This is a genomic window from Pseudomonas sp. 3MAES_34.3B (assembly GCF_058145875.1).
On sequence record NZ_CM176960.1, the window covers coordinates 228,924 to 253,202 of the forward strand.

The window sequence follows — 24,279 nt, forward strand, 5'->3', positions numbered from 1 at the left end:
CCTGTAAAGCGGTTAGGGGCAGAGCATACCCCACCGTGGCTGCCGGGGCCGCATCGCTCTGCTATCCTCGCCGGCATGAAAAAGACCCTCACCCTGAGCCTGATTGCCGCCCATGCCGAAAATGGCGTGATCGGTATCGAAAACCGCATGCCCTGGCACTTGCCAGGGGATTTCCGCTATTTCAAGGCGACCACCCTGGGCAAACCCATCATCATGGGCCGTAAAACCTGGGACTCGCTTGGCCGGCCATTGCCTGGCCGCTTGAACCTGGTAGTAAGCCGGCAACCTGGGCTGGCCCTCGAAGGCGCCGAAGTGTTTGCTTCCCTGGAAGCTGCCATTGCCCGGGCAGAATCCTGGGCGAAAGAACAAGGAGGGGGCGAGGTGATGCTCATCGGCGGTGCCCAGCTCTATGCGCTAGGGCTGCCATTCGCGGACCGCCTGTACCTGACCCGGGTCGCGGCCTCGCCCAAGGGGGATGCATTTTTCCCCACGTTCGATCAAGCCGGGTGGGTGAAGGTTTCGGATGTGAGCAATCCGGCTGAAGGCGAAGCGCCAGCCTATAGCTTCGAGGTGTGGGAGCGAGGGGGCAGCTGATCAGGGCGCGGCGAGTGCCGGCCCTGATTGACGCGAGTATCAGCCGTCGAGCAACGCCTTGTCGCGAACGGCGCCTTTGTCGGCACTGGTGGCTAGCAATGCGTAGGCCTTGAGCGCGGTAGTCACCTTGCGTGGGCGAACTTCAGCGGGCTTCCAGCCTTTCTCTTCCTGATCGGTACGCCGCGCAGCCAGCTCGGCGTCGTCCACCAGCAGGTTGATGCTGCGGTTGGGGATGTCGATCAGTACCTTGTCGCCGTCCCGTGCCAAGGCAATGGTGCCCCCGGCGGCAGCTTCAGGCGAGGCGTGGCCGATGGAGAGGCCAGAGGTACCCCCGGAGAAGCGGCCATCGGTGAGCAGGGCGCAAGCCTTGCCCAGCCCCTTGGACTTCAAGTACGACGTGGGGTACAGCATTTCCTGCATTCCCGGGCCGCCTTTAGGGCCTTCGTAGCGAATGATCACCACGTCCCCGGCACTTACTTCGTCATTCAGAATGCCGCGCACCGCGCTGTCCTGGCTTTCGAAGATCTTTGCCCGCCCTTCGAAGCGATGGATGGACTCGTCCACGCCAGCGGTTTTCACCACACAGCCGTCCAGGGCCAGGTTGCCATAGAGCACCGCCAGGCCGCCTTCCAGCGAGAACGCGTGGTCGAGGCTGCGGATACAACCCTCTGCACGGTCATCGTCGAGCGTTTCCCAGCGGGTGCTCTGGCTGAACGCTACCTGGGTAGGAATGCCCGCAGGGCCCGCACGGTAGAACTCCCGTACGGCTTCGTCGGTGGTCAGCGTGATGTCCCACTGCGCGATGGCGTCGGCCATGGTAGGGCTGTGCACCGTCGGTACGTCGGTATGCAGCAGTTCGGCGCGCGCCAGCTCGCCAAGAATTCCGAAAATGCCCCCTGCGCGGTGCACATCTTCCATGTGGTACTTGGGCGTATTGGGCGCCACCTTGCACAGCTGCGGTACCTTGCGGGACAACCGGTCGATGTCGCGCAGGTCGAAGTGCAGCTCGGCTTCCTGAGCGGCGGCCAGCAGGTGAAGGATGGTATTGGTGGAGCCGCCCATGGCGATGTCCAGGGTCATCGCGTTTTCGAAGGCCTTGAACGAGGCAATGTTGCGAGGCAGCACTGATTCATCGTTGTCGTGGTAATACCGCTTGGCGATCTCCACGATGGTACGGCCGGCACGCAGGAACAGCTGCTCCCGGTCGGAGTGGGTAGCCAGCACCGAGCCGTTCCCCGGCAACGCCAGGCCCAGGGCTTCGGTAAGGCAGTTCATGGAGTTGGCGGTGAACATCCCCGAGCAGGAACCGCAGGTAGGGCAGGCGCTGCGCTCGTATTCGGCAACCTTTTCATCCGAGGCAGAGCTGTCGGCGGCAATCACCATGGCGTCGACGAGGTCAAGCCCGTGGCTTGCCAGTTTGGTCTTGCCGGCTTCCATCGGCCCACCGGACACGAACACCACCGGGATGTTCAGGCGCAGGGCGGCCATCAACATGCCGGGGGTGATCTTGTCGCAGTTGGAGATGCAGACGATCGCATCGGCGCAATGCGCATTGACCATATATTCCACGGAGTCGGCAATGATCTCGCGGCTGGGCAGCGAATACAGCATGCCGTCATGGCCCATTGCAATGCCGTCATCCACGGCAATGGTGTTGAATTCCTTTGCTACACCGCCTGCGCGCTCGATTTCCCGGGCAACCAGTTGGCCCAGGTCCTTGAGGTGCACGTGGCCAGGTACGAACTGGGTAAAGGAGTTGGCGATGGCGATGATCGGCTTTTTAAAGTCGTCGTCCTTCATCCCCGTAGCGCGCCAGAGGGCGCGGGCACCGGCCATGTTGCGGCCATGTGTGGATGTTTTCGAGCGGTAATCAGGCATGGAGCACTCCGGGCGGCAAATCAGGTTTCAGAAAGATCGAGCCTTGTGCGGTTCCGGCGAGGCGGCCGTTGGGCTGGCCTTCGCGGAACTGACCATCGGCTTCGCGGGATCGCCGCAAGCTCAGGCCTGGCTCATAAACCCGCCGGGGGATGTTGGCGATGGATAGACCGATTCTACACCGCTGGCGCGATGATGGAACCGGATAGCTGACAGCGGGCGTGATCCTCCAAAAGAGGAAAACAAGCGTAGGACGTTTCCGAGAAACGTTTCAGCAACCCCCCGGTGTGTGGCCTTCCCATCATTCGTTTTCTACTATGCCGCCGCCGCATATGCGGTGAACCGAGACCTGCATGAATGGACCCTTCCAGTTCATTGACCTTCAACTGCTCGACACAGGCGTGCTACCGCCTGGTCCGGTGAGCCGAGCGGCATAGTGCCGCGCGTTCTCCGGCCTGCGGCTGCACGCCCGGAGAAACGCCATGACCGATACTGTATTCCCAACCGCCCAGGCCCTCGGCCACCCCGGCGATGCTGTTGCTGCCAAAGCCCAGCTCGCGGCGGATATTGCCCGCTACCTCGCCCTCATGACACCCACCGCCGCGGTTGAGAGCCTCGGCCAGGTGGACCTCGCCAAGCGTGCGGAGGTGTTTGGCTACCTGCCGCTGGAGCGCCAGGTGGAGCTCACCGCACTGATGCCCAGGGCACAGTTGGCGCAATTGATGAGCGCCATGTCTGCCGACGAGCGGGCCGACCTCTTCAAGCGGCTCGGCGAGGGCATGCGGCTTCCGCTGCTGGCTGCCCTTGCCCAGGCCGAACGGGACGACCTGCTCAGGCTATGTGCCCACGAGGAGGGTACAGCCGGGGCTATCATGACCAGTGACTACTGCACCGTGGACGCCGGCATGAGCGTAACCGAGGCCATCACCTCGCTGCGCGAGAGCGCCCCCGATGCCGAAACGATCTATCAGGCCTATGTGGTCGATGCCCAGCGGCGCCTTGTGGGCGTGCTGTCGCTTCGGGACCTGGTACTCGCCAATCCCGAAGCCCGGGTTGCCGATCTCGCCCGGCGGCAGGTCGTCAGCGCCTGGGTCGATAGCCCTCAGGAACAAGCCGCCCGGCTGATCAGCGACTATGACCTGCTGGCCCTGCCAGTGCTCAGCCATGACAAAGAGCTGGTGGGGATCGTGACCTGTGACGACGCCATGGACGTGATGGTGGTGGAAGCCACCGATGACTTCCACAAGGGCGCCTCCATCGTGACCCGCATCGGCAACCTCCGGAACGCTACTGCCGGACTGCTTTACCGCAAGCGTGTGCTTTGGCTGGTTCTGCTGGTGTTTGGCAACCTGTTCTCGGGCGCGGGGATTGCAGCCTTCGAGGATGTGATCGCGGCCCATATCGCCCTGGTGTTCTTCCTTCCTCTGCTTGTGGACAGCGGCGGCAATGCCGGCGCCCAGTCGGCAACCTTGATGGTGCGTGCACTTGCCACGGGCGAGGTGGTGCTTCGGGACTGGATCAAGCTACTGGGGCGTGAATGCATAGTGGCCCTTGCGCTGGGCCTCACTATGGCGGCTGCGGTGGCTTTGCTTGGTGTAATGCGCGGCGGGCCGGCCATTGCGGTAATCGTTGCCTCCAGCATGGTGCTGATCGTAATGCTGGGCAGCGTGATTGGCATGAGCCTGCCGTTTCTGCTCAGCCGCTTCCGGCTCGACCCCGCCACGGCCAGCGGGCCCCTGATCACGTCTATTGCGGACGCCGCTGGCGTGATGGTGTATTTCGCGATTGCTACTCAAGTGCTGGAGCTGTAGCGGCATCAACCGCGGCGGTTGGCTGCAGTGCCGCCGCCCGGCACAGGGCGAAGCCTAGCCCGCTGATCACAAGCCAGGTGGTGGGCAACACCCACCTGGCTTCGGTGGCGATCAGGCCGAGCAGAAAGCTGATAGCCCCACCACCCATGAACGTCATTGCATTCAAACCCGCCGCGGCACTCCCTGCCCGGCCGGGGAGGGCATTCATGGCGAGAGTGGTCGCCGCAGGCCTCAGCAGGGTTACGCCGCAGGTCATCAGGCAAGCTCCGCTCAGCACGCTCGCGCTGGTGATACCGGTAAGCATATGAGACACGCCCATGGCGCCTCCGCCTACCGCAATCAGCGCCAGCCCAAGGCGAATCTGGGTAAATTCCATGGCCCGCCGTGCGACGGTCGTTGCGAGCATGCCACCGAGCAGGTAGGCAGCGCCGTAACACAGCATGATCAGCCCGTAGCGGTTGGCAGGGGTCTGGAGTATTTCCAGAAAGACCACGGGAGATAACACGATGAAACTGAAATGGGCGATAAAGCCAAGCATGGTGATGGCCGCAGCACACCTGAAGCGCGTTGGGTTGGCCGTCGTCGAGCCGGTGCCATTGCTGAAGTGGCAACGTTTCTGGCCCCTCGGCAACGCCTTGGCCGCCAGCAGCATGGCCAGGCTTGCGAGCACTGCAAATACCCAAAAGCTACCCTGCCATCCGGCGTGGGTTTGTAGAAACACGCCAAACAATGGTGAGATCGAAATGAACACACCGCCGGCGGTGCTGAGCCAGATTCGCTGGCGCGTACGCTGCTCAGCGTCGAACAAATCCTGTACCAGGGCATGCGCCAGCACGAAACCGCCGCAGCCGATGGCCTGCACGGCGCGCCAGGCATGAAAGGCCGTAGCGGTTTGAGCATAGGCACACCCGATCGAGCCCGCGATCGCCACCACCAGGCTTGCCAATAGCAGCGGTTTGCGGCCGTAACGGTCCGAGGCCCGGCCGATCATCAGTTGAGCGAGTGCCACCAGCACGGTCAGCAAACCGATGCTGGCGGTGATCGACTGCGTTTCGGTGCCCAGGTGCTGGGCCAGCGCAGGTATGGAGGGCAGGATGACGTCTATGGGAAAGACGCCAAGCATGGTCATCAGTAACAGCAGTATGAAAACAGGCGTGATCGCCGCCATAAAGCACCCGTTGTGTCTGGAGCAAGCCTCAGCGTAACGTGAAGCCCGAGCGGGCAGGTGCGTAGAGTGGCGTAGGAAAGTTCTGGCACAACGGCCAATCCAGCGAAGTTACTGAAGAGAGGCCCTCTCGCCCCAAGGCGCCATCACGTGCTTAGGACGACGAATCGTCCACGTCACAAAGGGGGATGGTCGCTGTACGAGGCGAGAGGGCCGGGGTCAGACTCCCAAAACTGAAGGGAAAGGAAAAGCCCCGGATCAGCTGTTAGGCAATAGCCGGCAGGTGATGCTCTTGATGTAGCGGGTTTCGGGAATGGCGGGGTGAACCGGGTGGTCCGGGCCCTGGCCGCCGCGCTCGAGCAGCTGGATATTGCGGTCCAGATGGCGTGCGCTGGTGAGCAGGATGTTCTGCAGGTCGTCTTCTGGCAGGTGCATCGAGCAGGAAGCGCTCACCAGGATGCCGTCCTTGCTGAGCAAGCGCATGGCCTGTTCGTTCAGGCGGCGGTAGGCGCCTTCACCGTTTTTCAGGTCCTTCTTGCGCTTGATGAACGCAGGTGGGTCCGCCACGATCACGTCGAAGCGCTCTTCAGCGGCCTTCAGCTCTTTGAGCGCTTCGAACACGTCGCCTTCCACGCAGGTGACCTTTTCGGCGAAACCGTTGAGCGCGGCGTTGCGCTCTACCCCATCGAGCGCAAAGGCCGAGGCGTCTACACAAAATACTTCGCTGGCGCCGAAGGCACCCGCTTGCACACCCCACCCGCCGATATAGCTGAACAGGTCCAGCACCCGCTTGCCTTTGACGTAGGGCGCCAGGCGTGCGCGGTTCATGCGGTGGTCATAGAACCAGCCGGTTTTCTGCCCCTGCATCACCGGGGCCTCGAACTTCACGCCGTTCTCTTCCAGCGCAACCCATTCCGGCACCACGCCGAACACTGTTTCAACGTAGCGCTGCAGGCCCTCGGCATCCCGCGCCGACGAATCATTCTTGAACAGCACGCCGCTGGGCTTGAGCACCTGGATGAGCGCGGCGAGCACGTCGTCCTTGTGAGCTTCCATGGTGGCCGAGGCCAGCTGCACCACCAGCACGTCGCCAAAACGGTCCACGACCAGCCCGGGCAGCAGGTCGGAATCCCCATACACCAAACGGTAATAGGGCTTGTCGAACAAACGCTCGCGCAGGGACAGGGCCACGTTGAGGCGGTGCACCAGCAAGGATTTGTCCAGGGCCAGGCGCGGGTCCCGCGAGACCAGCCGAGCGCAGATCAGGTTGTTGGGGCTGACCGCCACCACGCCCAGAGGCTTGCCGCCAGCGGCTTCGAGAACCGCCTGGTCGCCAGCCTGAAAGCCGTGCAGTGGCGTTGCGACAACGTCCACTTCGTTGCTGAACACCCATAGATGACCGGCGCGCAACCGACGGTCGGCGTTGGCTTTGAGGCGAAGGCTGGGCAGGGACATCTGGGTGCTCCGAACAAAAGAGCGCGATTATACCCTGCGCGAAGGCGCTGGCGCCTCAGCCAATGAAACCCTCCAGGCGGTTTCCCCGGCCGGGCAGCCAAGCGGTAGAATTGCGCTATCCCGGAGTATGTCCCCCTATGGCGCAAGCGCTAACCCCCAAAAAACTCGAGCAAGCCCTTCAAGGCATCAGCGTTCCCCCGCAACCGCAGATCATGGTCGACCTACAGATGGAACTGTACATGCCGGACCCGGACCTTCCGGCCATCGCCCGGCTGATCGCCCAGGACCCAGGGCTGGCCGGTGCTGTATTGAAGGTCGCCAATTCCCCGCTGTTCAGTGCCGGCGAGGCCTTGGCTTCGATCCACCAGGCAGTCACCGTGCTGGGGCCCCAGGCTGTGGTCGCCCTCATCAATGCCCAGTCGATCAAGGGCGAGATGGCCGACGAGACCATCGTGACGCTCAACCGTTTCTGGGACGATGCGCAAGACGTCGCCACGGCAAGCGCAGCGCTGGCGCGCCACCTGGGCGCGCCTTCGCAGGATCAGGCTTACGCGCTAGGGCTGTTTCACGACTGTGGCGTGCCGCTGATGCTCAAGCGGTTCCCTGGCTACATGAGCGTGCTCGAAGCCGCCTATGCAGGCGCAAGCGATGGCCAGCGGATCGTGGATACGGAGAACCGTGCGTTCAATACCAACCACGCCGTGGTGGGTTACTACACCGCTCGCGCCTGGCGCTTGCCTGCGGAGCTCTGCACCGCGATTGCCAACCATCACAATGTACTGGCGGTACTGGAAGAAGAGCGCAGCCAGCATACGACGCTGAAAAACCTGCTGGTGGTGCTCAAAATGGCCGAGCATATCGCTCACTCCCATCAGGTGCTGGGCGGCCAGGCCGAAGATCATGAATGGAACCGCATCGGCGCGCAGGTGCTCGACTATGTAGGGCTCACTGAGTATGAGTTCGACAACCTGCGTGAAACGCTCCGCGAGCTGAGCGCCCGTTAACCCTTTTTACCGAGTGGACGCATGCCTGAGCTACCTGAAGTCGAAACCACGCGTCGTGGTATCGCGCCCCATGTCGAAGGCCAGCGCGTGGAGCGCGTGGTGGTGCGTGATCGGCGGCTGCGCTGGCCTGTTCCGGACGACCTGGACACGCGGCTTTCCGGCCAGCGCATTCTCAGCGTGGACAGGCGGGCCAAATACCTGCTGATCAATGCCGAAGCCGGCACGCTGATCGCGCACCTGGGCATGTCTGGCAACCTGCGCCTGGTGCCGGTGGGCCAGGCCCCGCTCAAGCATGAACACGTGGATATCGAACTGGAGTCCGGCCTGGCGCTGCGTTATACCGACCCCCGCCGCTTCGGTGCCATGCTCTGGAGCAACGACCCTCATGCCCATGAGCTGCTCACCCACCTGGGCCCAGAGCCGTTGACCGATGCTTTCGACGGTGATCGGCTGTTTGCCCTGTCTCGTGGCCGCAGTGCGGCGGTGAAGCCGTTCATCATGGATAACCAAGTGGTGGTAGGCGTAGGCAACATCTACGCGACCGAGGCATTGTTCGCCGCAGGGATCGATCCTAGACGTGCCGCCGGGGGTATTTCACGCGGGCGCTACCTCAAGCTTGCCGTGGAGATAAAGCGCATCCTGGCCTATGCCATCGAGCGGGGAGGGACCACCTTGCGGGACTTCATCGGCGGTGACGGCCAGCCGGGCTATTTTCAGCAGGAACTGTTCGTGTACGGCCGTGGCGGCGAGTACTGCAAGGTATGCGGGAAGATACTAAGAGAAACACGCCTTGGGCAGCGGGCCAGCGTATATTGCCCGGGATGTCAGAAATAATTTGCCGGCTCACAGCGGGCGCCGCGCTGATATAGTGAATTGACCTTGCAGTCGCTTTCCCCGTGGGAAAAAAGGAAGCCACATGAAGCCGTTCCGTGCCCTTTCATCCGCCGTTGCACTGGCCATGGCGCTGCCATTCACGCCGGCCATGGCTCAGTCAACCCAAAGCAATTCCAGTGGCGACCCGGTCTACGACGTGCAGGCCCCGCCGGCGTACGCCATGATCGGTGACTTGGTAATCGCTCGGCCGCTGCTGATCGCCGCTACGGTGGTTGGCGCGGGCGTATTTGTGGTTTCGCTACCGTTCACCGCGCTGGGCGGCAACATTGGGGCGGCAGGCAAGGCCTTGGTGGTAGACCCCGGCAAGGCGGCCTTTGTGCGATGCCTGGGATGTACGGAAAGCGGCTACAACCGGCAGAACTGATGCCAGTCAGGCATTGCCGGTGATCCGCTGGTACTTGGCCATCAGTTGATCGTGGCTTTCCGGGTTTGCTTCATCCAGTGGGATGCAGTCGACCGGGCATACCTGCTGGCATTGCGGCTCGTCATAGTGGCCTACGCATTGGGTGCACAGGTTCGGGTCGATGACGTAGATCTCTTCGCCCTGCGAAATTGCAGCGTTCGGGCACTCAGGTTCGCAGACGTCGCAGTTGATGCAATCGTCGGTGATGATCAGGGACATGAAAACTCCAGCCCGGGCTGGCGCCAGGGCGATCAAGAACAATGCGTGCATTTTGCCCCAATAACCGGCGCCTTGCACGCCGGCATGTCGGGCTCAGCCCTTGAAGCGCTCCTTCAGGGCATCGGCAACGGCAGGGTGCACGAACTTGCTGATGTCCCCACCTAGCGCCGCGATTTCGCGCACCAGCGTCGAGGAGATGAACGAGTAGCGCTCCGAAGGCGTCAGGAACAGGCTTTCTACGTCCGGTGCCAGTTGCCGGTTCATGTTCGCCAGCTGGAATTCGTATTCGAAATCCGAAACGGCACGCAAGCCGCGCAGCAATACATTCGCGCCTTGCTCCTTGGCGAACGAGGCCAGCAAGGTAGAAAAACCGACCACTTCAACATTAGGCAGGTGGCCGGTCACTTCACGCGCCAGCGCTACACGCTGCTCCAGCGTGAACAGCGGGTTCTTGCGAGGGCTCGCGGCGACGGCGATCACAACGGTGTCAAACAGGCGGGAGGCCCGCTCGACCAGATCGCCATGGCCCTTGGTAATAGGGTCGAAGGTGCCTGGATACAACACTCGGTTCATCGCGTCGTCCTGAGAGGGAAGCCGTTAGGGACTCGGATGGTAGCGCAGCCACCTGCACGCGCGCCAGCCATGACGCCCCTGGTAGGCAGAGGACATCAGCAGGCAGTAGCGGCCAATAGCCCTGCCGGCGTGGGATCAGCGTAGAAACGGCGCACGTCTATGCCAGCGCTGTAATGAAGGCTTACTTCATAGACAAGCCGCAAAACCTGGATCGAATCGCCACCCAACTCAAAAAAGTTGTCCTGATCGCCCACGACATCAACGTGCAAATGTTTTTTCCACAGGGCGACTACATCATCACGCGATAAATTCATTGCAGCCTCGTTGGCACGGGTGTTGGCTTACGGCTGCCAACGGCCTGTGTGTAACGCTAGTGGTGGCACAGCGCCACGTCAAGCACAACCGTTGGTATCTGGGGCATGCCCTGCAAATCCGCACGACGGCGCATAGCTGTGTCACTATGGATAAAACAATGACAATCGGGCCGGGAGAGCCACACAGTGAAGGCGTCTACGAGAACCCGCGAGCGCATCGCCCGGATAAGCCTCCAACTGTTCAACGAACAAGGTGAGCGCAGTGTGTCCACCAATCACATTGCGGCGGCGGCGGACATCTCTGCGGGTAACCTGTACTACCACTTCAACAACAAGCAACAGATCGTTGCTGTCCTTTTTGCCGACTATCAAACGCGCATTCTGGAAGCACTGTTGGCGCGCCCACCTGCTGGCACTGATGTGGAGCCGCTACGGCATTGCGTAACCGTAGTCATCAATGCCATCTGGGATTATCGGTTCATCTACCGAGACCTTGAGCATCTTGTGGAAGTCGATCCCGAACTGGCCGCCCGCCACCGAACTTTTTCGGTGGGCTGCCTGCGCGAAGGGCGGGGGCTGCTCGATCATCTTTGCCAGGCGGGCGTGCTCGACATGAGCCCGGCGGAGCAACACACCGTGGCGGTCAATGCCTGGCTGATCCTCACATCCTGGGTGCGCTACCTCCACACCACCTTGCCATCCTCTGCGGCCATTACCCCCGCTGCGGTACGTCGTGGTGCATGGCAGGCACTAAGTTTGTTGCAAGCCTATGTAACGGCCCCAGCGGCAGCGTCGTTCGTTGACTTGATGAACGAATTCAAGGGAGGCGGGCGTGCATGCGTTGGCATGAGCGGGCGTAGTGGTCGCCCGGAACTTCAGCCAGAACCGTGACTCAATCCTGCATTTCCCAGGGAACCTGCCATGCCCATCGCCCAACTGATTTCGCCCCCGCAACTTCACCAGCGGCTTGAAGAGCCAAGCCTGGTCATTCTCGACTGCCGGGCCTCGCTGGATGACCTGGATTACGGCCGCCGTAGCTACGCCCAAGGGCACATCGAAGGGGCGAGGCTGGCAGACCTGGAGCGCGACCTCAGCGGCAAGGTGGTAAAGGGCGTAACCGGCCGGCATCCGTTACCTAGCCCCGGCCACTTGTTGGAGCGTTTTCAGGCGTGGGGCATCAACGCCAACTCTGATGTAGTGCTTTACGACGACGGCCCAGGTGCTTTCGCCGCGCGGGCGTGGTGGCTGCTCGTATGGTTGGGCAAGCGTAATGGCCTGTATATCCTCGATGGGGGCCTCAAGGCATGGCACGAGGCACGCCTGCCACTGAGCCTGAATCCGCCGCCCACCGAACGTGGGCATCTGAGCGGCAAGCCTGACAGCGAGCTGGTAGTCACCGCGCAGCAGCTGCATGAACGGCTGGGCGCAGGCGTGACGCTTCTGGATGCCCGCGCCGAGCCCCGCTTCAAAGGCGAGGCCGAGCCGATCGACCCTGTTGCCGGGCATATTCCCGGCGCACATTGCCTGGACTTCAGCAAAAACCTGCAACCGAGCGGCGCATTCCTGCCGCCCGATCAACTTCGCGAGCGGTTCAAGCCATATCTGCGGGAGGATGGAGGCGACAGCCAGGTGGTTGCCTATTGTGGTTCAGGCGTGACCGCGTGCCATAACCTGTTCGCCATGTGCCTGGCGGGCCTGCCATTGGCCAAGTTGTACGCTGGCTCCTGGAGCGAATGGATCACCGATACCCAACGGCCGGTCGCAACCGGGCCAGACAGCAACGGCCAGGAGCGTTAGACGCCCAAGCTACCCAAGGCTCGATAGCCATTGCGGAATGCGCCGCTCCAGATAGTATTCGGGGCGCCGCAGGCTGCCTGATACAAACCCTACATGCCCACCCGCCGCGTGCCGCTCGAACGTGGTGCCTGGCGCCAGCTCCTCTGCCGATGGCAGGCTGTGGGGAAATACGAAGGGATCGTCCTCGGCCTGGATCAACAGGCAGGGCCGCTGTATCTGCTTGAGGTAATAACGGCTCGACGCCTGGCGGTAGTAGTCCTGCGCGCCGTTGAAGCCATGTAGCGGCGCGGTGATGCGCCCATCGAAGTCCCAGAACGTACGAATGCCCTCCAGCGGCCCCAGGGCCGATAAGGCTTCGATGTGCTGGACATGGCCTTCCTGTTCGAAGCGCTGGCGCTTGTGCTTGAGGTAGCCCAGCATCTCTCGCATGAAATGCGCCTGGTAGATTTTCGAAAAGCCCAGCCCTATGCGGTCGGCGCACTGGTCGAGACGAAAAGGCACTGAAACGGCCGCCCCGGCGCGTAGCGGGCACGCACTGCCTGTTTCTCCCAGGTACTTGAGCAGGATGTTGCCCCCGAGGGAGTACCCCACGGCATACAAAGGGGCCAGCGGCCGACGGGCCTGCACCAGCTGCACCACTTCGGCCAGATCCTCCGTGGCGCCGGAGTGGTAGCTGCGGGGCAGCAGGTTGGGCTCCCCCGAGCAGCCGCGCCAGTTGAGCGCGACACTTGCCCAACCCTGAGCTGCCAATGCGCGCTGCAGGCCGAGCACATAAGGGGACTGCGAGGAGCCTGTAAGCCCATGCAGCACCATCACCAACGGCGCTTGGGCCCTGTGAGGCCCATGCCAATCCACATCGATGAAGTCGCCGTCGGCCAGCCATAGCCGCTCGCGGGTTCGGTCCAGAGGCGGCTGTTTGCGCCACAACGGCCCCCACAACGTTTGCAGATGCGGGTTACCCAAGCCTCTGGCAGGGCGAAACACAGGTGCTGGCATCCCCATGATGACGCTTATCGCCCCTTCGCCCACAGTGCGTAATACACCTGGCCAGCCTGTTTTTCACGATGTAGCTGCCAGCTTGCCGGCAAGCCGAGCGTGGAAGGCGGTGCTTCGCTTTCGGTGTAGATCCAGGCCTGCTCCGCCAGCCAACCCTTGGCCTCGAGCAGCTCACACACCGGCTGCAGCAAGTTCTGGTGGAAAGGCGGATCAAGGAACACCAGGTCGAACGGGTGGGCCGGCTGGTTTTCGAGATAGCGAACGGCATCGCCCTGCACCAGCTGCCCTACCGGGCATTTGAGCAGGTCGAGGTTCCCACGAAGGCTTGCGATGGCCACTGCGTTGTTATCCAGTGCCAGCCCCATGGCCGCGCCTCGGGACAGCGCTTCGAGATACAGCGCGCCGCTGCCGGCGAATGGGTCCAGCACCCGGGCGCCGGCCACATACGGCGCCAGCCAGTTGAACAGTGTTTCGCGAACCCGGTCCGGTGTGGGCCGCAAGCCTGGCCCGTCCGGGAAGGTGACGCGACGGCTGCGCCATTCACCACCGATGATGCGAAGTTGGCCCTGGCCGCCATGGGGGCCGGATTTGGCAGGTTGAATAGCCATCAGTGCTCCGGAATACCGAGTGCAGGCTCGGCGGGATGATCGGTTGGAGGGGGCAGGGGATCTTGTGGCAGCGTTGGCCCTGCCGTGATCACAAGCATGTTGTCGGCATCGAGGTGTCGACGCATCGCGTCTCTGACCTGCTCGGTGGTGAGCTGCTGGGACTGTGCCATGAAGTCCTCCAGATACGAGGTGGGCAGGCCGTAGAAGCCCATGCTGCCCAGCTGGCCAACAATGCTTGCGTTACTGGCATTGGACAACGGGAAGCTTCCTGCAAGTTCCTTCTTGGCGGCGGCGAGCTCGGCTTCGGTGGGGCCGTCGCGCAGGTAATCGCGGAGCACCTGGCGCACCAGCTCCAGCGTGCCCTGGCTGACCTGCGCCCGCGTTTGCAGGCCGATGGTGAACGGGCCCCGGGCTTGCATGGGCGAGAAGCCCGAGTACACCCCATAGGAGAGACCGCGGCGCTCCCGCACTTCGGTCATCAGCCGGGTGCCGAAGCCGCCGCCGCCGAGGATCTGGTTGCCCATGGTGAGCGCGGCATAGTCGGGATCGCTGCGTTCGATACCCAGCTGGCCAATCAACAGATGGGTTTGCTTGGAAGGGAATTCGATATGACGAGTGACTGCCACAGGTGGCTTGGCCGCTTGAACCGGAGCAAGCGCCGGGCCCTTGGGTAGCGCCTGGGAAACCTGCTCGGCCAGTGCTTCGGCCTGGGAACGGTCGAGGTCGCCTACCAGCGCGATCACCGCATTCCCTGCCGCGTAGGCACGCTTGTGGAACGCACGCATCTGTTCAACTGTGATGGCCTTGATGGCGCTCGCATTGCCTTCGCTGTCATGCGCGTAGGGGTGGGCCCCGTAAAGCGCGGCCATGAATGCCTGGTTCGCCAAGTGTCCCGGGTTCTGCTTCTGGTACTCGAAACCGGCAAGCAGCTGGTTCTTGATCCGGGCCACCGAGGCGGCGGGGAACGTGGGATGGCCGAGCACTTCGCTGAACAGTGCCATGGCCGGCTCACGTTTGGCCGGCTCTACCAGGCTGCGAAGGCTCGCCACGGCCATATCCCGATACGAGCCATTGCCGAAGTCTGCGCCCAGCCCTTCGAAGCCTCGTGCGATGGCGTCGACGTCCTTGCCTTTCACCCCTTCGTTGAGCATGGCGTTGGTCATCAGCGCCAGGCCTGGAGAACGCTCATCTCGGGCGCTGCCGGCTGCAAAGGTAACCCTCAGGTCGAACATGGGCAGCTCGTGAGCTTCAACGAACAGCACACGCGCGCCTGCTTTTGTAACCCAGCGCTGAACGTTCAGCTGCCGGTAGGCCGGCGTGGCGGCCTCGGCGCTGGCAAGGGTGGCCAGGTGTGGGGCGGTCGAGGGTTGCTCGTCGGCATGAAGCGAAGCGCTGGCGCCGAGCGTGAGCGCGATGAGAAGGGCCGCGAACGGGCGATGGTCAGTCATGTGGCGCTGCCTCCGGCAATACATGGGCAACCGTAAGGCGGCTGTGGGTGAAGTACGTGCGCGCGGCTTGCTGGATGTCTTGAGGCGTAACCTGGTTCAGCGCGTCCATTTCGGTGTCGAGCACCGTCCATGGCAAGCCGACTGTTTCCAGCTGCCCGATGGCGGTCGCCTGGGCAGTGATCGAATCCCTGTCGTAAACCAGCCCCGCAATATATTGCGCCCGTACCCGCTCCAGTTCTTCCGCGGAGGGCGGTGTGCGCTTGAGATCATCGAGCAGCCCCCACAGTGCTTTTTCCGCGTCCGCGAGCGTTTTGTGTTTTTCAGCGTTCGGTGTGGCCGAGAGGGTGAACAGGCTATCGCCGCGCTCATAAGCGTCGTAGCTGGCCGACGAGCCGGACACTACCTCGGCGCCTCGCTCCAGCCGGGAAGCCATGCGCGCACTGTAGCCGCCGTCTAGCAGGGCGACGGTCAGGCGCAAGGCTTGAACGCTGCGCGGGTCCGCAGCCGTTGCCGCGCCTGGCACATTGAAGGCCATCAGCAGGCTGGGCAACTGAGTGCGTACCGGTAGCGTGAGGCGTCGCTCACCAGGCTCGGCCAGCTCCACCGGCCGCTTGGCAACAGGGATGGGCCGCTGCGGGATGCTCCCGAAGAACCGCTCCGCCAGTGCCTTGACCTCTTCAGGTTGCACATCGCCAACCACCACCAGCGTGGCGTTGTTCGGCGCATACCAGGTGTGATACCAGTCGCGCGCGTCCTGAACGGTCACGCGCTGAAGGTCAGCCATCCACCCAATGGTGGGCGTGCGGTAGCTGCTGGAAGGGTAGGCCGCTGCCTTGAACAGCTCGAACGCTTTCTGCGAGGGCTTGTCGTCGGTGCGCAGGCGCCGCTCTTCCTTGATGACTTCGATTTCCCGCGTGAATTCTGCTTCAGGCAAGGCGAGGGTGGCCATGCGGTCGGCTTCCATTTCCAGGGCCACCGGCAACCTGTCACGGGCCAGCACTTGGTAAAAAGCGGTGTAGTCATCGCTGGTGAACGCGTTTTCCTCGGCGCCGAGGTCGCGCAGTACGCGGGACGCCTCGCCCGGGCCCAGTTTGCTGCTGCCTTTGAACATCATGTGCTCGAGCACGTGGGACAAGCCGGTCTGGCCAGGCCCTTCGTAGCTGGAGCCCACCCTGTACCAAAGCTGGGAAACCGCCACGGGCGCGCGATGATCCTCGCGTACGACCACCTTCAGCCCATTGGCCAGTACGTATTCATGGGTAGGTTGCGCGGCCAGCGCGGTGGCGGCCATGGAGTAGCAGGCCAGGCCTGCCAAGAGCCTGGCGAGGCGGCAAGAGAGAGCGGTCATGTGATTATGGAACCTGTACGAATGCCCCCTTGCCTTAGCGTCGGCGGGCGAGGAGGTGCTAGGATACTGATCCGCCCGGCTGACGGCCACGCCTGTGGCCGCATTCGTCAGCCGTTATCGGCTCTAGATGTTGCACGAACCCGTCGGGCAAAAAAGGGTCTGTTCTGCGACCTTCGGATTTCCAGAAGCGCCCCGGCTGGCGCTTCGCTACCTTGAGATAGCCGCCTTCCATGTTTGGTTCCAGTGACGATAAGAAGACCCCGGCCCCGGCCGGCGAGAAAAAAGGCCTGTTCGGCTGGCTGCGGAAAAAGCCGCAGGAGCCCGCTGTTCAGGCGCCTGAGGCGCCCCTCGAGCCGGAAACTCCCGCTCCCGCGCCCACCGCTGCGCAAACTACCGCCGAGCGCGCCGTAGAGCTGGCGCCTGAGCCGGTGTTGGCACCGGAGCCTGCACCCGAGCCCGAGCCCGAGCCCGCGAGCGAGCCCAGCCTTGCGCCACCGCCACCGCCGGCGCTGGAACTGCCGGTGCCCGAGGAGCCCGTTGGCATCCGGCCGGAGCCCGACCCCGCTCCGCTGCCGCCACCTACCGCTGCGCAAGCCGTTCAGGCGGCTCACGCCGTGGCTGCCAGCGAGCCCGCTCCGGTTGTAGAGCCGGTTACGGTAGCTGCGCCGCAGGTTGAGCCTGCCGCGCCAGCTCAAGCCGAGCCTGAGCCTGTTGCAAAGGCCGGGTTCTTCACACGCCTCAAGCAGGGGTTGAGCAAGACCAGCGCCAGCATCGGCGAGGGCATGGCCAGCCTGTTCCTGGGCAAGAAAGCTATCGACGATGACCTGCTCGATGAAATCGAAACCCGGCTGCTCACGGCGGACGTAGGCGTAGAAGCGACATCGGTGATCATCCGCAACCTCACCCAGAAAGTTGCCCGCAAGCAGCTGACTGACGCCCAGGCGCTGTACAAATCGTTGCAGGGTGAGCTTGCCGACATGCTTCGCCCTGTGGAGCAGCCACTGGTCATCGACAAGCAGCAGTCACCCTTCGTTATCCTGGTGGTCGGCGTGAATGGCGCGGGCAAGACCACCACCATCGGCAAGCTTGCCGCGCGCTTCCAGCGCGAAGGCAAAAAGGTGATGCTGGCAGCAGGCGATACCTTCCGGGCGGCTGCTGTAGAGCAGTTGCAGGTGTGGGGTGATCGCAACAACGTGCCGGTTATCGCGCAGCACACGGGCGCCGATTCCGCCTCGGTAATTTTCGACGCGGTTCAGGCGGCAAAGGCCCGCGGCATCGATGTACTGATCGCCGACACCGCCGGGCGGCTGCACACCAAGGACAACCTCATGGAGGAGCTGAAGAAGGTACGCCGTGTGATCGGCAAGCTGGACGAAGCCGCGCCTCATGAGGTGTTGCTGGTGCTGGATGCCGGCACCGGGCAGAACGCGATCAACCAGGCCAAGCACTTCAACCAGTCGGTGGCGCTTACCGGCCTGGCGCTGACCAAGCTGGACGGTACAGCCAAGGGCGGCGTCATCTTCGCACTGGCCAAGCAATTCGCCCTGCCGATTCGCTATATCGGCGTAGGCGAGGGCATCGACGACCTGCGTGCGTTTGAAGCCGAACCGTTCGTTCAAGCCCTGTTTGCCGAGCGTGACCACTCATGATCCGCTTCGAACAGGTCGGCAAGCGCTATGCGAATGGCCACGTAGGCCTGCATGAGCTGAGTTTTCGCGTGCGGCGCGGCGAATTTCTTTTCGTCACAGGGCACTCTGGTGCCGGTAAAAGCACGCTTTTGCGTTTGCTGTTGGCCATGGAACGCCCCACCAGCGGCAAGCTGCTGCTGGCCGGGCAGGACCTCGGGCAGATAAGCAACGCCCAGATTCCGTTCCTGCGCCGGCAGATCGGCGTGGTATTCCAGAACCACCAGCTGCTGTTCGACCGTACGGTGTTCAACAATATTGCCCTTCCGCTGCAAATTCTAGGCCTGTCCAAGGCCGAAATCGCCAAGCGGGTGGATGCCGCCCTGGATCGCGTATCGCTCGGCGACAAGGGCGATTTGTATCCGGGCGACCTGTCCACCGGCCAGCAACAGCGAGTGGGTATCGCCCGGGCGATCGTTCACAAGCCAGCCCTGCTGCTGGCGGACGAGCCCACGGGTAACCTCGACCCACGGCTGGCGGCGGAAATCATGGGCGTGTTCGAAGACATCAATCGGCTGGGCACCAGCGTGCTTATTGCCAGCCATGACCTTGCGCTTATCGCTCGCATGCGCCATCGCATGCTTACACTGCAGCGTGGCCGGTTGATCGGTGACGGGGAGGCTGGCCAATGAGCGCGACACGTAGCCCGAAGGTGTCCGACCGAGTGGCGCCGAAGCCTGCCGAGGCGGCACCTAAAAAACCGCGGCGCAATGACGACGATGATGGGCCGGACTTCAGCACCCTGTTCCGTGCCTGGCTTGAAAGCCATCGCGCCAGCCTGGCTGATAGCCTGAAGCGCCTGGGCCGGCACCCTATAGGTAGCCTGTTCACATGCCTGGTGATGGCTGTAGCGCTCAGTCTGCCCATGGGCCTGTCCTTGCTGCTCAAGAATGTGGAACGCTTGGGCGGCTCGTGGCAGCGCGCGGCGCAGATTTCTCTGTATATGCGCATGGAAGCCGGCAGCCGTGAAGGCGATGCGTTGGTCGAACAGGCCAAGGCGCTGGCCGGCGTAGCGGACGCCGAATTTATCAGCCGCGAGAAGGGCCTGGATGCCTTCCAGCAACAGTCAGGCCTGGGTGAAGCCATCAGAGAGCTTCCGGACAATCCGCTGCCGGGCGTTGTGGTGGTCACCCCGCGAGAAGTCGACAAGCCGGCCCTGGAAGCGCTGCGCGAGCAGTTGTCCCAGTTGCCCAACGTGGAACAGGCGCAGCTTGATCTGGTATGGGTCGAACGCCTTGCGGCCATTCTCAAACTGGGGGACCGTTTCGTCTTCGGCCTGGCAGTGCTGTTGATCTCGGCATTGTTGCTGGTGATCGGCAATACCATTCGGTTGCATATCGAGAACCGCCGGAACGAGATCGAGGTCATAAAGCTGGTCGGTGGCACCGACGCCTATGTACGCCGCCCCTTCCTTTATATGGGTGCCCTCTATGGCTTCGGCGCAGGCGTGCTGGCCTGGGCGGTACTCGCCTTCGGCCTGGATTGGCTCAACGGCGCGGTGGTCAACCTTGCCGGGCTTTATGGAAGTGATTTCGCGCTGGGCGGGGTTCCGGGTTCGGACGGGCTGTCCCTCTTGCTTGGTGCGGTATTGTTAGGGTATATCGGTGCGTGGATTGCAGTGGCGAGGCACCTCAGGGAGCTGGCGCCGCGATAACCACATTTCTGACGCCAAGGAACGCGCGCCCGGAACTCATCCCTGGCAGCGCGGTCTATTGGGTCGGCGCTCACAAGGCGCACATCTGTTTGTCGGAGGTTTTTGAATGACCACTTCATTGCAACCTGCGTATACGCTAGTCCCGGGGGCAAACCTCGAGGCCTACGTGCATGCGGTGAACAGCATCTCGCTGCTGACACCGGAGCGGGAGCGCGAACTGGCCGAAAAGCTCTACTACGATCAGGATCTCGACGCAGCGCGGGAGATGGTACTGGCCCACCTGCGCTTCGTGGTGCACATCGCACGCAGCTATTCCGGCTACGGGTTGGCCCAGGCCGACCTTATCCAGGAAGGTAACGTTGGCCTGATGAAGGCCGTCAAGCGCTTCAACCCTGAAATGGGCGTACGCCTCGTGTCCTTTGCCGTGCACTGGATCAAGGCGGAGATTCACGAATTCATCCTGCGCAACTGGCGCATCGTCAAGGTGGCCACCACCAAGGCGCAGCGCAAGCTGTTCTTCAACCTGCGCAGCCAGAAAAAACGCCTGGCCTGGCTGAACAACGACGAAGTACACCGTGTGGCCGAGAGCCTCGGCGTGGAGCCACGCGAAGTGCGTGAAATGGAGAGCCGCCTGACCGGCCAGGACATGGCGTTCGACCCGGCTGCGGAAGCGGACGACGACAGCGCGTTCCAGTCGCCTGCCAATTACCTCGAAGATCACCGTTACGATCCAGCGCGTCAGCTCGAAGACGCAGACTGGGCGGACAGCTCCACCAGCAACCTGCACGAAGCGCTGGAAGTACTGGACGAGCGCAGCCGCGACATCCTTTACCAGCGCTGGCTGGCTGAAGAGAAAGCCACGCTGCACGAGCTTGCCGCCAAGTACAACGTGTCGGCCGAGCGCATTCGGCAGCTGGAAAAGAACGCGATGACCAAGCTCAAGGGCGCTATCGCCGCTTGATGCCCGGGCCGGGCCCCTCCGCATCTTGGGGGGGCCGGGCCATCCTCTTCAGATACCCTCAGGTGCCGTCAATCCGCCCACGGCGCCGACCGGGCCTTGCCCAGGTTCGCCAGGTAATCGCTCCCTCCCAGTTGGCTCATCTGCTGGCGAATCCACGCAGCCCTTCTCAGCACATAGGGGCTAGGGCGTGCCGCGCTCCATTCTCGGGGCGCGGGCAGTACCGCGGCCAGTAGGCTGGCCTGTTGCCGAGATAGATTGGCAGCACTGGTATTGAAGTGATGCCGCGCCGCCGCTTCCGCGCCAAACACCCCGTCGTCCCATTCCGCGCTGTTGAGGTATACCTCAAGTATCCGTTGCTTGGGCCAAAGTACTTCGATCAGCACGGTGAACCAGGCTTCCAGGCCCTTGCGCAAATAGCTGCGCCCCGACCACAGAAAGAGGTTCTTGGACACCTGCTGGCTGAGCGTACTGGCGCCGCGAAGCGAACCGCCTCGTTCGTTATGAGTGAACGCAGCGCGGATCGCGGGGAGGTCGAACCCCCAATGGAATGGAAACTTCTGATCTTCGCCTGCAATGACCGCTACCTTGAGGTCATCCGGCAAGGTGTCCCAGGCGCGCCAGGTGCGCTGCAGGTCGATAGGTTGCCCATCGACCCAGGATTGCACCTTGCGCTCCACCATTAACGCGGTACCCGGTGGTGGCACCCAGCGCAACACCAGTACCAATGCCGCGCTGCCAATGGCGAACCACATCAGGAAGCGGCGAATGCGCTGCAGTAGAGTACCTAGCATAGTGAGCTTGGCCCGGCCGTGAGAGCGGGCCATTATACAGGCCCTGACGCTGTCGATCCGGACGGAGCTTTCATGTTGCGCAGTTTCCTGATGCTAGCCGCTTTCTTTGGCTTCACTGGCGTAGGCCTTGGCGCATTCGCCGCCCACGGCCTCAAGGGCAGGCTTTCCCCGGATTACCTGGCTATCTTCCAGACCGGGGTGCAGTATCAGCTGGTGCATGCGTTGGCGCTGCTGGGCGTTGCCGTGCTCGCAAACCTGTTGCCGGGGCGCCTTGTCACCTGGGCAGGCCTGCTGTTTTGCCTCGGCATCGTATTGTTTTCGGGCAGCCTTTACGCGCTCACCCTGAGCGGCGTGGCGCGCTTGGGCATCATTACGCCCTTCGGTGGCCTGGCGTTCCTGGCAGGCTGGGCGTGCCTGGGGCTTGCCGCCTGGCGCCTGGGCTGACGCGCGCGGTCGCAGGCGCCTTGGTCGGCGTGCGCGATCGGGCTAGAATGCACGCCCCACTTTTCGATGGCGCCCCACATGCGCATTCAGTTGAACGGAGACACCTTCGAGCTGCCTGACGGCGAAACCGTCGCTGGGCTGCTGGCTCGCATGGAACTGGCCGGGCGACGTGTCGCGGTCGAACTGAACCTGGACATCGTCCCCCGTGGCGAGCATGCCAGCACGCCGCTTAAAGAAGGCGACCAGGTAGAAGTGGTGCAGGCCATCGGCGGCGGTTAGGCGCCCCGTACCTGCAGCGCGTCTACCATCTACGAGGATCACCCATGAGCACATCCCGCAGCGACAAGCCGTTCGTTCTGGCAGGCCGTACCTATCAGTCCCGCCTGCTGGTAGGTACCGGTAAATACCGTGACCTGGAAGAAACCCGGCTGGCCATCGAAGCCTCTGGCGCCGAGATCGTCACGGTAGCGGTACGGCGTACCAATATCGGCCAGAATCCGGGCGAACCCAACCTTCTGGACGTACTGCCGCCGGACCGCTACACCATCCTGCCAAACACCGCCGGTTGCTACGATGCCACCGAAGCCGTGCGCACCTGCCGCCTGGCCCGGGAACTGCTCGATGGCCACAAGCTGGTGAAGCTCGAAGTGCTGGCCGACCAGAAAACCCTTTTCCCCAACGTGATCGAAACCCTCAAGGCCGCTGAAGTATTGGTCAAGGAAGGTTTCGACGTGATGGTGTACACCAGTGATGACCCGATCATCGCGCGCCAGCTGGCCGAAATCGGCTGCATTGCAGTAATGCCGCTCGCAGGCCTGATCGGTACTGGCCTGGGCATCTGCAACCCCTACAACCTGCAGATCATCCTGGAAGAAGCCAAGGTGCCGGTGTTGGTCGACGCGGGAGTGGGCACAGCTTCGGACGCCACCATTGCCATGGAGCTGGGCTGCGAAGCCGTGCTGATGAATTCGGCGATTGCCCATGCACAGCACCCCGTACAAATGGCCGAAGCCATGAAACACGCGATCATCGCCGGCCGCTTGGCCTGGTTGGCCGGTCGCATGCCGAAAAAACTCTATGCCAGCGCCTCTTCGCCGCTGGATGGCCTGATCAAGTAAGAGCCTTCATGACTGATTCGCACTCTACCCCGGCTGATGCCGAGGGCACCCCGGCGCACCACCGCACCATCAAAAGCTTCGTGATGCGTGCCGGGCGCATGACCGAAGGGCAACAGCGTGGCCTTGACCAAGGTGGGCCGCTGTTCATCCTGCCGCTGGCCGACGCTCCGGTCGACTTCGACAAGGTATTCGGCCGTGTTGCGCCGCGCACGCTGGAGATCGGTTTCGGCATGGGCCATTCCTTGCTGGAGATGGCCGCAGCAGCGCCGGAGCAGGACTTCATCGGCGTTGAAGTTCACCGTCCCGGCGTGGGCGCGCTGCTCAATGGTGTACTGGGCCAGGGGCTGAACAACGTTCGGGTGTTCGATTGCGATGCCATCGAAGTACTCAAGCGCTGCGTGGCCGATGCTAGCCTGGATCGCCTGCTGTTGTTCTTCCCCGACCCTTGGCACAAGAGCCGCCATCACAAGCGCCGAATCGTGCAGCCAGCGTTCGCCGAGCTGGTGCGCAGCAAACTCAAGCCCGGCGGCGTGCTGCACATGGCGACGGATTGGGAAGCCTATGCCGACCATATGCTTGAGGTGATGAACGCAGCGCCCGGCTACCGCAACCAGGCCAGTGATGGCCGCTGGGTAGAGCGCCCGAGCGAGCGCCCGGTGACCAAGTTCGAACGCCGCGGCGAACGGCTGGGCCATGGCGTGTGGGACCTGAAGTTCGAGCGGGTGGAATAACCCGAATCACTGTACGAGGGGTCGAAGACCCCGAACCTGGCTTGGCCCCACAGCAATCCACCTGCTGCTACTTTTTGTCGGCTACCACGCCAATCAGTACCAGCACCACAAGCAGCACGGGTGCCAGGCTGTAGTTGTTGAACTGCTGCAGCCCCTTGAGTACCCACGGCGTGGCATAGATGAGCGCTGCGCCGCTGCCTACCATGCAGGCCAATGCCATGGCCGGTATGCGCAATATCCCGCCCATGCTGCCGACTTTCTGTTCGCCCCAGGCCTTTACCCGGGCGCCGAACAGCACGAGCACGCAGCCGACCAGGGCCAGGGCGATTTCCGAAAGGTTGCCTCGGCACCAGCGTGACATCGTTGAAAGCAGCTCCAGAAGCATGTCCAT

General features: G+C 62.8%; 27 protein-coding genes. 15 read left to right on the forward strand and 12 right to left on the reverse strand.

Translation table 11 applies throughout. The annotated features are described in order from the left end of the window. Positions 1-75 precede the first annotated feature (75 nt). On the forward strand, positions 76-594 hold the full coding sequence (locus tag AC3Z8Y_RS01020; protein ID WP_490088082.1) for a dihydrofolate reductase: 519 nt from the start codon (positions 76-78) through the stop codon (positions 592-594). A 39-nt stretch (positions 595-633) separates the two neighbouring features. Here the strand turns inward: AC3Z8Y_RS01020 and ilvD are convergent, their stop codons facing one another. After that, a complete protein-coding gene (ilvD, locus tag AC3Z8Y_RS01025) occupies positions 634-2,472 on the reverse strand; it encodes a dihydroxy-acid dehydratase (protein WP_490088083.1) in 1,839 nt (612 codons plus the stop codon). Between the two features lie 479 nt (positions 2,473-2,951). Between ilvD and mgtE the strand changes: the two genes are divergently transcribed. After that, complete coding sequence (gene mgtE, locus AC3Z8Y_RS01030; protein ID WP_490088084.1) at positions 2,952-4,280, forward strand: magnesium transporter; 1,329 nt, start codon at positions 2,952-2,954, stop codon at positions 4,278-4,280. On the opposite strand, the gene AC3Z8Y_RS01035 is transcribed toward mgtE, so the two are convergent. Both AC3Z8Y_RS01035 and AC3Z8Y_RS01040 read right to left on the reverse strand, forming a co-directional pair. Continuing rightward, positions 4,258-5,448, reverse strand: coding sequence for an MFS transporter (locus tag AC3Z8Y_RS01035; RefSeq protein ID WP_490088085.1), 1,191 nt, complete (start codon positions 5,446-5,448; stop codon positions 4,258-4,260). The genes mgtE and AC3Z8Y_RS01035 overlap by 23 nt on opposite strands. Before the next feature lie 255 nt (positions 5,449-5,703). Further along, on the reverse strand, positions 5,704-6,900 hold the full coding sequence (locus AC3Z8Y_RS01040; RefSeq protein WP_490088086.1) for a class I SAM-dependent rRNA methyltransferase: 1,197 nt from the start codon (positions 6,898-6,900) through the stop codon (positions 5,704-5,706). Positions 6,901-7,037: 137 nt separating this feature from the next. Between AC3Z8Y_RS01040 and AC3Z8Y_RS01045 the strand changes: the two genes are divergently transcribed. From AC3Z8Y_RS01045 to AC3Z8Y_RS01055, 3 genes are all read left to right on the forward strand, one after another. Continuing rightward, positions 7,038-7,904, forward strand: coding sequence for an HDOD domain-containing protein (locus AC3Z8Y_RS01045; protein WP_490088087.1), 867 nt, complete (start codon positions 7,038-7,040; stop codon positions 7,902-7,904). Between the two features lie 21 nt (positions 7,905-7,925). Then, positions 7,926-8,738, forward strand: coding sequence for a bifunctional DNA-formamidopyrimidine glycosylase/DNA-(apurinic or apyrimidinic site) lyase (gene mutM, locus AC3Z8Y_RS01050; RefSeq protein ID WP_490088088.1), 813 nt, complete (start codon positions 7,926-7,928; stop codon positions 8,736-8,738). A gap of 82 nt (positions 8,739-8,820) precedes the next feature. Then, on the forward strand, positions 8,821-9,162 hold the full coding sequence (locus AC3Z8Y_RS01055; RefSeq protein WP_490088089.1) for a multidrug transporter: 342 nt from the start codon (positions 8,821-8,823) through the stop codon (positions 9,160-9,162). Between the two features lie 6 nt (positions 9,163-9,168). Here the strand turns inward: AC3Z8Y_RS01055 and AC3Z8Y_RS01060 are convergent, their stop codons facing one another. From AC3Z8Y_RS01060 to AC3Z8Y_RS01070, 3 genes are all read right to left on the reverse strand, one after another. Next, the gene (locus tag AC3Z8Y_RS01060) at positions 9,169-9,420 is read right to left on the reverse strand and encodes a YfhL family 4Fe-4S dicluster ferredoxin (protein ID WP_181113750.1); all 252 of its coding nucleotides are present in this window, start codon (positions 9,418-9,420) and stop codon (positions 9,169-9,171) included. Between the two features lie 93 nt (positions 9,421-9,513). Then, on the reverse strand, positions 9,514-9,993 hold the full coding sequence (coaD, locus tag AC3Z8Y_RS01065) for a pantetheine-phosphate adenylyltransferase (protein WP_181113748.1): 480 nt from the start codon (positions 9,991-9,993) through the stop codon (positions 9,514-9,516). Between the two features lie 95 nt (positions 9,994-10,088). Continuing rightward, the gene (locus AC3Z8Y_RS01070; RefSeq protein WP_181113746.1) at positions 10,089-10,307 is read right to left on the reverse strand and encodes an acyl carrier protein; all 219 of its coding nucleotides are present in this window, start codon (positions 10,305-10,307) and stop codon (positions 10,089-10,091) included. Between the two features lie 186 nt (positions 10,308-10,493). Between AC3Z8Y_RS01070 and AC3Z8Y_RS01075 the strand changes: the two genes are divergently transcribed. Beyond that, on the forward strand, positions 10,494-11,198 hold the full coding sequence (locus AC3Z8Y_RS01075) for a TetR/AcrR family transcriptional regulator (protein WP_490088090.1): 705 nt from the start codon (positions 10,494-10,496) through the stop codon (positions 11,196-11,198). Between the two features lie 30 nt (positions 11,199-11,228). Continuing rightward, positions 11,229-12,104, forward strand: a complete 876-nt coding sequence (locus tag AC3Z8Y_RS01080) for a sulfurtransferase (protein WP_490088091.1) — start codon at positions 11,229-11,231, stop codon at positions 12,102-12,104. Positions 12,105-12,113: 9 nt separating this feature from the next. Here the strand turns inward: AC3Z8Y_RS01080 and AC3Z8Y_RS01085 are convergent, their stop codons facing one another. The 4 genes from AC3Z8Y_RS01085 to AC3Z8Y_RS01100 are packed head-to-tail and all read right to left on the reverse strand — an operon-like array spanning position 12,114 to position 16,504. Next, positions 12,114-13,106 carry a hydrolase gene (locus AC3Z8Y_RS01085; RefSeq protein ID WP_490088092.1) on the reverse strand — a complete coding sequence of 331 codons (993 nt, stop codon included), beginning with the start codon at positions 13,104-13,106 and terminating at the stop codon, positions 12,114-12,116. A gap of 8 nt (positions 13,107-13,114) precedes the next feature. Further along, a complete protein-coding gene (rsmD, locus tag AC3Z8Y_RS01090; RefSeq protein ID WP_490088093.1) occupies positions 13,115-13,708 on the reverse strand; it encodes a 16S rRNA (guanine(966)-N(2))-methyltransferase RsmD in 594 nt (197 codons plus the stop codon). Next, positions 13,708-15,156: a M16 family metallopeptidase gene (locus AC3Z8Y_RS01095; RefSeq protein WP_490088094.1), complete on the reverse strand. Its 1,449-nt coding sequence runs from the start codon at positions 15,154-15,156 to the stop codon at positions 13,708-13,710. The genes rsmD and AC3Z8Y_RS01095 overlap by 1 nt, the downstream gene beginning before the upstream one ends. Next, complete coding sequence (locus tag AC3Z8Y_RS01100; protein ID WP_490088095.1) at positions 15,149-16,504, reverse strand: M16 family metallopeptidase; 1,356 nt, start codon at positions 16,502-16,504, stop codon at positions 15,149-15,151. The genes AC3Z8Y_RS01095 and AC3Z8Y_RS01100 overlap by 8 nt, the downstream gene beginning before the upstream one ends. Positions 16,505-16,734: 230 nt before the next feature. Here AC3Z8Y_RS01100 and ftsY point away from each other — a divergent pair, with 230 nt between their 5' ends. From ftsY to rpoH, 4 genes are all read left to right on the forward strand, one after another. Next, positions 16,735-18,153 (forward strand): signal recognition particle-docking protein FtsY, encoded by a 1,419-nt coding sequence (gene ftsY / locus AC3Z8Y_RS01105; protein ID WP_490088096.1) that lies wholly within the window; start codon positions 16,735-16,737, stop codon positions 18,151-18,153. After that, positions 18,150-18,821 carry a cell division ATP-binding protein FtsE gene (ftsE, locus tag AC3Z8Y_RS01110; RefSeq protein WP_181113731.1) on the forward strand — a complete coding sequence of 224 codons (672 nt, stop codon included), beginning with the start codon at positions 18,150-18,152 and terminating at the stop codon, positions 18,819-18,821. The genes ftsY and ftsE overlap by 4 nt, the downstream gene beginning before the upstream one ends. After that, positions 18,818-19,843 (forward strand): permease-like cell division protein FtsX, encoded by a 1,026-nt coding sequence (ftsX, locus tag AC3Z8Y_RS01115; protein ID WP_181113729.1) that lies wholly within the window; start codon positions 18,818-18,820, stop codon positions 19,841-19,843. Before ftsE ends, ftsX begins: the two co-directional genes overlap by 4 nt. A 106-nt stretch (positions 19,844-19,949) precedes the next feature. Next, a complete protein-coding gene (gene rpoH, locus AC3Z8Y_RS01120; protein WP_181113726.1) occupies positions 19,950-20,804 on the forward strand; it encodes an RNA polymerase sigma factor RpoH in 855 nt (284 codons plus the stop codon). A 68-nt stretch (positions 20,805-20,872) separates the two neighbouring features. Here rpoH and mtgA read toward each other — a convergent pair whose 3' ends face one another. After that, on the reverse strand, positions 20,873-21,628 hold the full coding sequence (gene mtgA / locus AC3Z8Y_RS01125; RefSeq protein ID WP_490088097.1) for a monofunctional biosynthetic peptidoglycan transglycosylase: 756 nt from the start codon (positions 21,626-21,628) through the stop codon (positions 20,873-20,875). A 39-nt stretch (positions 21,629-21,667) separates the two neighbouring features. On the opposite strand from mtgA, the gene AC3Z8Y_RS01130 reads away from it, so the two are divergent. The 4 genes from AC3Z8Y_RS01130 to trmB all read left to right on the forward strand — a co-directional run bounded on the left by AC3Z8Y_RS01130 (position 21,668) and on the right by trmB (position 23,888). Beyond that, complete coding sequence (locus AC3Z8Y_RS01130; protein WP_490088098.1) at positions 21,668-22,039, forward strand: DUF423 domain-containing protein; 372 nt, start codon at positions 21,668-21,670, stop codon at positions 22,037-22,039. 78 nt (positions 22,040-22,117) lie between these two features. Then, entirely contained in the window at positions 22,118-22,318 is a 201-nt protein-coding gene (gene thiS / locus AC3Z8Y_RS01135) for a sulfur carrier protein ThiS (RefSeq protein WP_181113722.1), read from the forward strand. A gap of 44 nt (positions 22,319-22,362) precedes the next feature. Further along, positions 22,363-23,157: a thiazole synthase gene (locus AC3Z8Y_RS01140; RefSeq protein ID WP_181113720.1), complete on the forward strand. Its 795-nt coding sequence runs from the start codon at positions 22,363-22,365 to the stop codon at positions 23,155-23,157. An 8-nt stretch (positions 23,158-23,165) separates the two neighbouring features. Next, positions 23,166-23,888 (forward strand): tRNA (guanosine(46)-N7)-methyltransferase TrmB, encoded by a 723-nt coding sequence (gene trmB, locus AC3Z8Y_RS01145; protein ID WP_490088099.1) that lies wholly within the window; start codon positions 23,166-23,168, stop codon positions 23,886-23,888. A gap of 67 nt (positions 23,889-23,955) precedes the next feature. Here the strand turns inward: trmB and AC3Z8Y_RS01150 are convergent, their stop codons facing one another. Then, positions 23,956-24,279 (reverse strand): DUF3392 family protein, encoded by a 324-nt coding sequence (locus AC3Z8Y_RS01150; protein ID WP_490088100.1) that lies wholly within the window; start codon positions 24,277-24,279, stop codon positions 23,956-23,958.